Annotated in this window: 4 protein-coding genes, 1 tRNA gene and 1 rRNA gene; 5 read left to right on the top strand and 1 reads right to left on the bottom strand. The window is 69.7% G+C overall.

The window, feature by feature from the left end; genetic code table 11:
• The 3 genes from rrf (at window position 1) to BZY54_RS19685 (ending at window position 1,028) form a co-directional block, all read left to right on the top strand.
• Window positions 1–116, top strand: a 5S ribosomal RNA gene (gene rrf, locus BZY54_RS19695).
• Between the two features lie 99 nt (window positions 117–215).
• Window positions 216–911, top strand: coding sequence for a DegT/DnrJ/EryC1/StrS family aminotransferase (locus BZY54_RS19690; protein WP_086726496.1), 696 nt, complete (start codon window positions 216–218; stop codon window positions 909–911).
• Between the two features lie 41 nt (window positions 912–952).
• Window positions 953–1,028, top strand: a tRNA-Thr gene (locus BZY54_RS19685).
• Window positions 1,029–1,077: 49 nt separating this feature from the next.
• Here the strand turns inward: BZY54_RS19685 and BZY54_RS19680 are convergent.
• On the bottom strand, window positions 1,078–3,834 hold the full coding sequence (locus BZY54_RS19680; protein ID WP_086726495.1) for a SpoIIE family protein phosphatase: 2,757 nt from the start codon (window positions 3,832–3,834) through the stop codon (window positions 1,078–1,080).
• A gap of 403 nt (window positions 3,835–4,237) precedes the next feature.
• On the opposite strand from BZY54_RS19680, the gene BZY54_RS19670 reads away from it, so the two are divergent.
• Entirely contained in the window at window positions 4,238–9,775 is a 5,538-nt protein-coding gene (locus BZY54_RS19670) for a HAMP domain-containing protein (RefSeq protein ID WP_086726494.1), read from the top strand.
• A 312-nt stretch (window positions 9,776–10,087) separates the two neighbouring features.
• Window positions 10,088–10,768 carry a response regulator gene (locus BZY54_RS19665; protein ID WP_086726493.1) on the top strand — a complete coding sequence of 227 codons (681 nt, stop codon included), beginning with the start codon at window positions 10,088–10,090 and terminating at the stop codon, window positions 10,766–10,768.
• The last annotated feature ends 361 nt before the right edge of the window (window positions 10,769–11,129 follow it).

Raw genomic sequence — 11,129 nt, 5'->3', positions numbered from 1 at the left:
TCGGTGGTCATAGCGTGAGGGAAACGCCCGGTTACATTTCGAACCCGGAAGCTAAGCCTTACAGCGCCGATGGTACTGCAGGGGGGACCCTGTGGGAGAGTAGGACACCGCCGAACAACTCTTCAAAGGGTTGGGCCCGGAACTTCGGTTCCGGGCCCAACCCTTTTTCGTTTGCCGTCACTTGACGTTCACGTTGCCCGACCATCATCCGCGGCATGGGTACTGCTGCACTGCTCAGGGCCGCCGGCGTCGGATTCGGTGACGAGGTCGTCGTGCCGGCGTTCGGCAATGTGGAGGTCGCCGACGCGGTGACCCAGGTCGGCGCGCTACCGGTGTTCGCCGACATAGACCCCGCGTCGTACTGCCTCGACCCGTTCGCCGTCGAAGCGGCCGTAACTGCGCGGACGGCGGCCGTCGTTGCGGTGCACCGCTTCGGCCGGTCGGCCGACGTCGCGGCACTGCACGCGATCGGGCAGCGGCACGGGCTGCTGGTGCTGGAGCGCGGCGAGTCCGAGGCGCCGCACGAGGAGATGCCGCAGCGCAGGGAGCGTGCCGCCTATCTGGACGCCAGGCTGCGGGGCGTGCGGACGCCCGACGCCGGTGACGGGCACACCTATCAGCAGTACGTGGTGCGCGTGCCCGGCAACGGCCGGCCGGACCGGGACGCCTTCGCGCGCGCCGTACGCGCCAGGGGAGTTGACTGCCGGGTGCCGGTGAAGACGCCCGTGCACCGACTGCCCGAGTTCCGCAGGTGCGTTGCTCTGCCGGAGACCGAGCGGGCCGCCGCGGAGACTCTGGCGCTCCCGGTGGACGCCTCGCTGACACGGCGGGAGATGCAGCGAATCGTCTCGGCGTGCAACGCGCTCGGCGGACCGATCGTGGTTGGGAACACGGCTGTGTTCGGGGTATGATCTATTCCGTTGCCGCGAGGGAAACCTCGAAAAGGCGACCGGCCCCTATAGCTCAGTCGGCAGAGCGTCTCCATGGTAAGGAGAAGGTCAACGGTTCGATTCCGTTTGGGGGCTCCAGCAAAAACCCCGCCCTTTCGGGCGGGGTTTTTTGGTGTCCGGGCCGGCTTCAGTGCTTCTGCACCTCGGGAACCCGCATGGCCAGGATCGCCATGTCGTCGGACGGGGCGTCCGACGCGAAACGCTCCACCGCGCGCATGATGCGGGCCGCGACCGCGCCGGCGGTCAGGCCTGTGCAGGTGGTGAGGACGTCGGCGAGGCCGTCGTCGCCCAGCATGCGCGTTCCCTCGCGGCGCTCGGTGACGCCGTCGGTGACGCAGAGCAGGACGTCGCCCGGGTCCAGGACGACCGTCTGCTCGTAGAGGTCCAGGTCCTCCATGACGCCGAGGAGCGGCTGCGGCTCGGCGGCCGGTTCGACCGTGCCGTCCTGGCGCAGGCGCAGCGGCAGCGGATGGCCGGCGCACACCACCTTCAGCTGGGCGCTGCCGTCCTCCTGCGGCCACAGTTCGCCGTACAGGAGCGTGAGGAAGCGGCTGCGGGCTCCCTCGTCGAGGATCGCGGAGTTCAGGCGCTCCAGGACCGCCGGGCCGTCGTAGCCCTCGCGGGCCAGGAGCCTGAGTGCGTGGCGGGCCAGGCCCGTCACGGCGGCCGCCTCCGGGCCCGTGCCGCAGACGTCGCCGATGGCGAAGCCGTAGGCGCCGTCGCGGATGGGGAAGAGGTCGTAGAAGTCGCCGCCGACCTCGTTGCCCTCGCCGGCCGCGCGGTAGATGACCTCGACCTCCACGCCGGCGATCTGCGGCAGGCCGGGCGGCAGGAGGCTGCGCTGGAGGGACTGGCTGATGGCCGTGCGCTCCGAGTACAGGCGGGCGTTGTCCAGGGCCAGGGCGGCGCGGCGGCTGAGGTCCTCGGCCAGTTCCAGGATCTCCTGGCGGAAGTGCTCGTCGGTGGGCTTTCCGAGGGTGAGCATGCCGATGACGCGGTTGCGGGCGACCAGCGGCAGGACCACGGTCTCGCCGCCGACCGCGGAGGCCGTGGCGAGGGTCGGGCCGATGGTCGTACCGATCCTGTGGTGCGAGTCACCCAGGCTGAGGCTGCGCATGGAGCTGCGCAGGGCCGCCTGGTGGGCGGCCTCGCCGGGGGCGGACCAGACGCGGGCGCCGGGGGTCGGTACCGGGTCCGGCGGGGCGATCTTCGACAGCAGGGACTTGATGCCGTCGATCAGTTCCTCGTCCTCGTGCAGGACGTAGGACAGGTAGGGCTCGGAGGCCTGGTCGGCGATCGTGTAGACGGCGCACCACGTGGCCAGGGTGGGCACCGTCATCTGGGCCATCAGGGCGAGGGTCTGGTCGCGGTCCAGGGTGCCGGCCAGCAGGTCGGAGGCCTCGACGAGGAAGCTCAGGGAGCCGCGGCGCAGCCGCTCCAGCTCGCCCAGGCGGGCCGACTCCACGGCCAGGGCGATCCGGTCGGCGGCGAACTGCAGGCGCAGGGCCTCCTCGTTGGAGTACCTGCCGGGAGCCTCGGCGGCGACCCCGAGGGAGCCGGTGAGGCGGCCCTCTACCTTCAGCGGGACCGTGACGACGGAGCGCATGCCGGTGCCGCTCAGGAGGGGCACGGCGCCGGGGGTGGCGGTGAGGTCGTCGTGGACGGCCGGCATGCGGGCCGAGCCGTAGCGGCCCGGGCCGGCCTCGACGGGGACGCGGGCGAAGCGCTGGCGGGCCGAGGGCAGGCCGGTGGAGGCGCGGACCTCCAACTCGGTCTCGTCGTCGGTCGCGAGGAGCAGGAAGGCGGCGTCGCCGTCGAGCATGTCGCGGGAGCGTTCCACGGTGCGCTGCAGCAGGCCGTCGAGGTCGTCGGGGGCGGGGGAGCCGATGAAGACCTCGAACGGGTCGGTGCTGGAGCCGTCGGCGGCGGTGCCGCCGTCGCCGGAGGAGGGGACCCGCAACGGGGTCTGGAGAACGGCGCGTTCGTGGTCCCGTACGAGCAGGCAGACCGTCGACGGCTCGCCGCCGGTGTCGCGGACGCGGAGGTGGGAGGCGTAGACGGGGATGACCCGGCCGTGGGCGCCGCGGATACCGTAGCTGCCCTCCCAGCGGGAGAGTTGGAGGGCTTCGGCGATGCCCGTGCCGGTGCCGGGGGTGTGCGGCCAGGCCGCGAGGTCGGTGAGTGGCTTGCCGACGACCTGTTCGGCGGCGTAGCCGAAGAGTTCCTCGGCGTCCTCGTTCCAGGCGGTGATGGAGCCGCCGCGGTCGATCTGGGCGACGGCGACGCGGACCCGGCCGTCGGCGAGCGGGAGGAGTTCTGCGGGCACCACGGGGCCGGCGGCGCGGGTGCCGACCGGACGTTCGGGAAGGTCCAGTTGGAACCAGACGTTCTTGTGCGTGGGGGTGTACTCCACGCCCCAGCGGCCGGCGAGGGCCGCGCAGAGCTGGAGGCCGCGACCGCCCTCGCGGTCGGGGCTGCCCATGTTGACGGCCGCGCTCTGCAGCGGGACCTCGCGCTCCGGGTAGCGGTCGGAGACCTCGATGCGTACCCCGTCGTCACTGCGCAGGCACAGTACGTCGGCGGCGGTGCCGGCGTGGACGACGGCGTTGGTGACCAGCTCGCTGGTGAGTACCACGGCGTCGTCGACGATGTCCCCGAAGCCCCACCCCTGGAGGGTGTCGCGGACGAATGACCGGGCGGTCGCGACGGATCGCCCGAGGGGCTCGAAGCTGGCGGCCGCGCGCGCGGTGATCACAGAACTCCTCGTCCGGTTGTCGACGTGCAGGCCTTGCGGGCCGACCGGCTCGCGGCGCTGCTCAGGCAGCTGCGGGCCCTTCGGCCGTGGCTCCGGGGGCTGTCCCCCGGGGATCACTCCGGTGGTCATTGTGTGCGGCCGCCCTCCGATGCCCGCTCGTACCCGTGCCACCGCCCAGGCCGGACGGACCGGCGTGGCTGGACAGCCGCATGCAAGGTTACTTACCTTCTCGGTCCCTGCGGATGCCGGTCATCGGTGTTTTCGCTCGAGGGTGTGCGGACGGTGTGCGAAGCTGCCGAACTGTTATGGCCTGGTTCGCCGGGGGTGAAACACTGGGCAGGCTTCTGTTGACGAAGCGGGCAGGCGGAGTGGGTTCTGCGTGCGCTGGGCAGCAGCCCTTCGTACAGCCTGGTCGCATCGGGCAGAGTTACCTGGCAGTAAGCATCGGGCAGAGTTACCCAGCGGTAACCGGTACGCCGCGCGGTGGTACCGGAGCACAGCAGCAACGGTCGATCCCTGCGGGAGGGACACAGTGGAGTCTGGCGCAGCGACGCGGGGCACGAAGACGCGCGCGAAAGGCGGACAGTCCGGACAGTCCCTGAACAACCGGCGCACCTCGCGCGCGGGGACCACCACGGTGGACACAGCCGCCCTGAACCGCCTGCTGGCAGCTCTGGTGGGGATGCGGGACGGCAACTTCCGCAAGCGGCTCACGGTGTCCGGGGACGGCGTGATGTCGGAGATCGCGGCGGTCTTCAACGAGGTGGCCGACCGCAACATGCACCTGACGGGCGAGCTGTCGCGGGTGCGGCGCATGGTGGGGCGTGAGGGGAAGCTCACCGAGCGGCTGGAGACGGGGGCCTGTGAGGGCTCCTGGGCGGCGGCGGTCGATAACTGCAACGCCCTCGTCGACGACCTGGTGCGACCGGTCTCCGAAGTCGGCCGGGTACTGTCCGCGGTCGCCGAGGGCGATCTGTCGCCGCGGATGGAGCTGCGCACCCCGGCGCCGGAAGGGGCCGGGCACCCGCTGCGGGGCGAGTTCCTGAAGGTCGGGCGGACGGTCAACAACCTGGTCGACCAACTGTCGACGTTCACGGACGAGGTCACGCGGGTGGCCAGCGAGGTGGGTACCGAGGGGAAGCTGGGCGGCCAGGCGCGGGTGCGCGGGCTGTCCGGCTCCTGGAAGGACCTCACGGACTCCGTCAACACGATGGCGTCCCGGCTGACGGCGCAGGTGCGGGACATCGCGCTGGTCACCACGGCGGTCGCCAAGGGCGATCTGTCACGCAAGGTGACCGTGCATGTCGCCGGCGAGATGCTGGAGCTGAAGAACACCGTCAACACGATGGTCGACCAGCTCTCCGCGTTCTCCTCCGAGGTGACGCGGGTCGCCCGCGAGGTGGGCACGGACGGCATCCTCGGCGGCCAGGCGCACGTGCCCGGGGTGGACGGCACGTGGAAGGAGCTCACCGATTCGGTGAACCTGATGGCCGGCAACCTGACGGCCCAGGTGCGCGGTATCGCACAGGTCACCACGGCGGTCGCCAACGGTGATCTGTCGCAGAAGGTGACCGTCCCGGCGCGCGGTGAGGTCGCGCGGCTGGCCGAGACGATCAACCAGATGACGGAGACGCTGCGGATCTTCGCGGACGAGGTCACGCGCGTGGCCAACGAGGTCGGTGCGGAGGGCCGCCTGGGTGGTCAGGCGAACGTGCCGGGCGTCGCCGGGACGTGGAAGGACCTGACGGACTCCGTCAACACGGTGTTCCGCAACCTCACCACTCAGGTGAGGGACATCGCCGCGGTGACGACGGCGGTGGCCAGCGGTGACCTGTCGCAGAAGGTCACCGTGGACGTGGCCGGCGAGATGCTGGAGCTGAAGAACACCGTCAACGGCATGGTCGACCAGCTGTCGGCGTTCGGTGCCGAGGTCACGCGGGTGGCGCGGGAGGTCGGTGTCGAGGGTGAGCTGGGCGGCCAGGCGCAGGTGCCGGGCGCCGCGGGTACGTGGAAGGACCTGACGGACTCCGTCAACACCGCGTTCCGCAACCTCACCGGTCAGGTGAGGAACATCGCCCAGGTGACGACGGCGGTGGCCAACGGCGATCTGTCGCAGAAGGTCACCGTGGACGTCTCCGGCGAGATGCTCCAGCTGAAGAACACCGTGAACACGATGGTGGACCAGCTGTCGTCGTTCGCCGACCAGGTCACCCGCATGGCCCGGGACGTGGGCACGGAGGGCCGCCTGGGCGGTCAGGCCCGGGTGGACGGGGTGTCGGGGACGTGGAAGGAGCTCACCGACTCCGTCAACTTCATGGCCGGCAACCTCACCTCCCAGGTGCGGCAGATCGCCCAGGTGACGACGGCGGTGGCCCGTGGCGACCTCTCCCAGAAGATCGACGTGGACGCGCGCGGGGAGATCCTGGAGCTGAAGAACACCATCAACACGATGGTGGACCAGCTCTCCGCCTTCGCCGACCAGGTGACCAAGGTGGCCCGCGAGGTGGGCACGGAGGGCCGCCTGGGCGGTCAGGCACAGGTGCCCGGCGTCGCCGGCGTGTGGCGGGACCTCACCGACTCCGTGAACGGCATGGCCGGCAACCTCACCTCGCAGGTGCGCAACATCGCGCAGGTCGCGACCGCCGTGGCCCGCGGTGACCTCTCCCAGAAGATCACCGTGGACGCCCGCGGGGAGATCCAGGAGCTGAAGAACACCCTGAACACGATGGTCGACCAGCTATCGTCGTTCGCCCAGGAGGTCACGCGTGTGGCCCGCGAGGTGGGCACGGAGGGCATCCTGGGCGGTCAGGCCGAGGTGCAGGGGGTGGCCGGCACCTGGAAGGACCTCACCCAGTCCGTGAACTTCATGGCGAACAACCTGACCATCCAGGTCCGCAACATCGCCGAGGTCACGACCGCCGTCGCCAAGGGCGACCTGTCGAAGAAGATCACCGTCGACGCCAAGGGCGAGATCCTGGAACTCGTCACCACCGTGAACACGATGGTGGACCAGCTGTCGTCCTTCGCCGAGCAGGTGACCCGGGTCGCCCGCGAGGTGGGCACGGAGGGCATTCTGGGCGGCCAGGCGCACGTGCCGGGCGTGGTCGGCATCTGGAAGGACCTCAGCGACAACGTCAACCTCATGGCCAACAACCTGACCATGCAGGTGCGCAACATCTCGCAGGTGGCGGCGGCGGTCGCCAACGGCGATCTGACGCGGACGGTGACGATCGAGGCGCGCGGCGAGGTCGCGCAGCTCGCCGACACCTTCAACACCATGGTGAAGACGCTGAGTTCGTTCGCCGACCAGGTCACCAAGGTGGCCCGCGAGGTGGGCACGGACGGCATCCTCGGCGGGCAGGCCTACGTTCCGGGCGTGGCCGGCACCTGGAAGGACCTCACCGAGTCGGTGAACCAGATGGCGTCCAACCTGACCGGCCAGGTGCGCAACATCGCCATGGTCACCACCGCCATCGCCAAGGGCGATCTGACCAAGAAGATCGACATCGACGCGCGCGGCGAGATCCTGGAGCTGAAGACGACCATCAACACGATGGTCGACCAGCTGTCGTCCTTCGCCGAGGAGGTCACGCGCGTGGCCCGCGAGGTGGGCACCGAGGGCCAGCTCGGCGGCCAGGCCCGCGTGCGGGACGTCGACGGCACCTGGCGGGACCTGACCGAGTCCGTGAACGAGATGGCCGGGAACCTGACCCGGCAGGTGCGTGCCATCGCGCGCGTGGCGACCGCCGTGACCCGCGGCGACCTGAACCTGAAGATCGACGTCGACGCCTCCGGCGAGATCCAGGAACTCCAGGACTACATCAACAAGATGATCGCCAACCTGCGCGACACCACGATCGCCAACAAGGAGCAGGACTGGCTCAAGGGCAACCTGGCCCGCATCTCGGCACTGATGCAGGGCCGCCGGGACCTGGAGGACGTGGCCTCGCTGATCATGAGTGAGCTGACCCCGGTGGTCTCCGCACAGCACGGTGCCTTCTTCGTCGCCATGCCGCTGGTCGACGACAAGGACCTCGGCGCCGACCAGGAGAACGCCTACGAGCTGAGGATGCTCGGCTCCTACGGCTACTCGATGGGCTCGATGCCGACGTCGTTCCAGCCGGGTGAGGCGCTGATCGGCACGGCGGCGGAGGAGAAGCGCACGATCCTGGTGGAGAACGCGCCCAGCGGCTATCTGAAGATCTCCTCCGGGCTCGGCGAGGCGCCGCCCGCGCAGGTGATCGTGCTGCCGGTGCTGTTCGAGGGCAAGGTGCTCGGCGTGATCGAGTTGGCCTCCTTCACGCCGTTCACCCAGATCCAGAAGGACTTCCTCAACCAGATCGCGGAGATGATCGCCACCAGCGTCAACACCATCTCCGTCAATACCAAGACCGAGCAGCTGCTGAAGCAGTCCCAGGAGCTGACCGAGCAGCTGCGCCTCAGGTCGGCGGAGCTGGAGCAGCGGCAGAAGGCCCTGCAGGCGTCCAACGCCGAACTGGAGGAGAAGGCCGAACTGCTGGCTCAGCAGAACCGGGACATCGAGGCGAAGAACTCCGAGATCGAGGAGGCGCGGCAGGTCCTGGAGGAGCGCGCCGAACAGCTCGCCGTCTCCATGCGCTACCGCAGCGAGTTCCTCGCCAACATGTCGCACGAGCTGCGTACGCCGCTGAACTCGCTGCTGATTCTGGCCAAGTTGCTCGCCGACAACGCCGAGGGCAACCTCTCCCCGAAGCAGGTCGAGTTCGCCGAGACCATCCACGGCGCGGGATCCGACCTGCTGCAGCTGATCAACGACATCCTGGACCTGTCGAAGGTCGAGGCGGGCAAGATGGACGTCTCCCCGACGCGTATCGCGCTCGTCCAGCTCATCGACTACGTGGAGGCCACCTTCCGGCCGCTGACCGCGGAGAAGGGCCTGGACCTGTCGGTCCGGGTGTCGCCCGAGCTGCCCGCCACGCTGCACACCGACGAACAGCGGCTGCTGCAGGTGCTGCGCAACCTGCTGTCCAACGCGGTGAAGTTCACCGACTCCGGGTCCGTCGAGCTCGTCATCCGTCCCGCGCGGCTCGACGTTCCGCAGGCGATCCGGGAGCAGTTGCTCGAGAGCGGTTCGCTGACCGACCCGGATGCGGAGCTGATCGCGTTCTCCGTCACCGACACCGGCATCGGCATCGCCGCCAGCAAGATGCGGGTGATCTTCGAGGCGTTCAAGCAGGCCGACGGCACCACCAGCCGCAAGTACGGCGGTACGGGCCTCGGGCTGTCCATCTCGCGGGAGATCGCGCAGCTGCTCGGCGGCGAGATTCACGCGCAGAGCGAGCCGGGCCGCGGTTCGACGTTCACCCTGTACCTGCCGCTGCACCCGGGTGAGCTGCCGCCGCACGGCTACCAGCAGCCCGGTTCCGCCCTCGGCGCCGACGAGTTGGTCGCCGCCGCCGAGCCGCACCTGTCGGAACTCTCCAGCCTGTCCGACCTGTCCGAGCTGTCCGCCGCGGAGGTGGAGACGCCGGCCGAGGTGAGGTCGTACCAGGAGACCCAGAACGGGGCCGCAGCCCTCTTCCGGCGCCGCCGCAGGGCGCTGCCGGCCGGCGAGCAGCCGCAGGAGCAGCAGGCGTCGGAGCAGTGGCCGGAGGGCGCCACCGGGGCTACGGGGCAGGCGCAGGCGGCGCCGCACGGGCGCAAGGACGTCCGGTTCGGCGGCGAGAAGGTGCTGATCGTCGACGACGACATCCGCAACGTCTTCGCGCTGACCAGCGTCCTGGAGCAGCACGGCCTGTCCGTGCTCTACGCGGAGAACGGCCGCGAGGGCATCGAGGTGCTGGAGCAGCACGACGACGTGGCGGTCGTCCTGATGGACATCATGATGCCCGAGATGGACGGGTATGCGACCACCACGGCGATCCGGCGGATGCCGCAGTTCGCCGGGCTGCCGATCATCGCGCTGACCGCGAAGGCGATGAAGGGCGACCGGGAGAAGGCGATCGAGTCGGGTGCGTCCGACTACGTGACCAAGCCGGTCGACCCCGACCACCTGCTGGGCGTGATGGAGCAGTGGATGCGAGGGGAATGAGGCGGAACCACGGGAAAATCACGGGGACCCGGTGACGGGAACCTTCGAGGCGCGCGCGAAGTTGTTGACTGAGGGTGCTCGTAGCCGTGTAGAGGTGCGGGATTCGGGGAACCTTCTGGTCTCCCGCCGCGTTTCTGCTACGTGCACAGTGACATCGCGGTGACAGGGTGTGGCGACAGGCGGGGTGCGGCTACGATGACCGGCACAAGGACGGGCGGCGTAAGGGAGTCGTCCCCTGGGGCGGCACTCGCAGGTGTCTCCCGGGTTCCTGCGGACAGGGGTGGCCCCAAGCCGGGGCGAGGAGGGCGGGCCATGGTGCAGAAGGCCAAGATCCTCCTGGTCGATGACCGGCCGGAGAATCTGCTGGCGCTGGAGGCCATCCTCTCTGCGCTCGATCAGACGCTGGTTCGGGCATCGTCCGGAGAGGAAGCGCTCAAAGCACTGCTCACGGACGACTTCGCGGTCATTCTGCTGGACGTCCAGATGCCAGGCATGGACGGCTTCGAGACAGCGGCGCACATCAAGCGGCGGGAGAGGACCCGGGACATCCCGATCATCTTCCTCACCGCGATCAATCACGGTCCGCACCACACCTTCCGCGGCTATGCGGCGGGGGCGGTGGACTACATCTCCAAGCCGTTCGACCCGTGGGTGCTGCGCGCGAAGGTCTCGGTCTTCGTCGACCTGTACATGAAGAACTGCCAGCTGAAGGAGCAGGCGGCGCTTCTCCGCCTCCAGCTGGAGGGCGGGGGAAAGGGCGAGGTCGGCGAGGGCAAGGAGTCGGCCGGCCTCCTCGCGGAGCTGTCCGCGCGTCTGGCGGCCGTGGAGGAGCAGGCGGAAGCCCTCTCCAAGCAGTTGGACGACGAGTCGGCGGACGCGGCGGCGGTGGCCACGGCGGCACACCTGGAGCGCAAGCTCACCGGACTGCGCCGCGCCCTGGACGCACTGGAACCGGGGACGGGGAACACCTCTTCGGTGCCGTCGCAGGGGTGAGGCCCCTGCGGCGGTGAGGGCCGAGGGCGCGGACCGGGGATCGGGCCGGAGTCCGAGGGCGCGGACCCGGGCGCGCGGACCGGAGTCCGAGGGCGCGCGGACCGGAGTCCGGGGCCGGGGCCGCAGTTCTGGGTGCGGCCTTGAGGCCGCCGGTCGGCTTCAGGGCCGAGGCCGCGCAGGGCGGAACCTGTGAGTGGTGGATTCGGGCCAGGAATTGTGGCTTGCCGGAGATGCGTGTGGCTCAAAGACGCCAATCCTTCCCACCGGTGAGGCCGCGTCAGTCTTCGGCTCTCCCGCAGACGACACGAACGGGTGAAGCACTGGGCACACGTGTCCGCTGTCGTCTCCGACGGTAACCTCA

The organism is Streptomyces carpinensis, assembly GCF_002154505.1.
In the GTDB taxonomy this organism is placed as follows: domain Bacteria; phylum Actinomycetota; class Actinomycetes; order Streptomycetales; family Streptomycetaceae; genus Streptomyces; species Streptomyces carpinensis.
Note: the sequence above shows the minus strand (reverse complement) of the source record. Positions and strands in the feature narration are given on the sequence as shown.

What these genes read in the sequence shown, in the direction of transcription:
- BZY54_RS19690 (WP_086726496.1), top strand. Translation starts at nt 216, where the DNA reads ATGGGTACTGCTGCACTGCTCAGGGCCGCCGGCGTCGGATTCGGTGAC.
- BZY54_RS19680 (WP_086726495.1), bottom strand. Translation starts at nt 3,834, where the DNA reads ATGACCACCGGAGTGATCCCCGGGGGACAGCCCCCGGAGCCACGGCCG.
- BZY54_RS19665 (WP_086726493.1), top strand. Translation starts at nt 10,088, where the DNA reads ATGGTGCAGAAGGCCAAGATCCTCCTGGTCGATGACCGGCCGGAGAAT.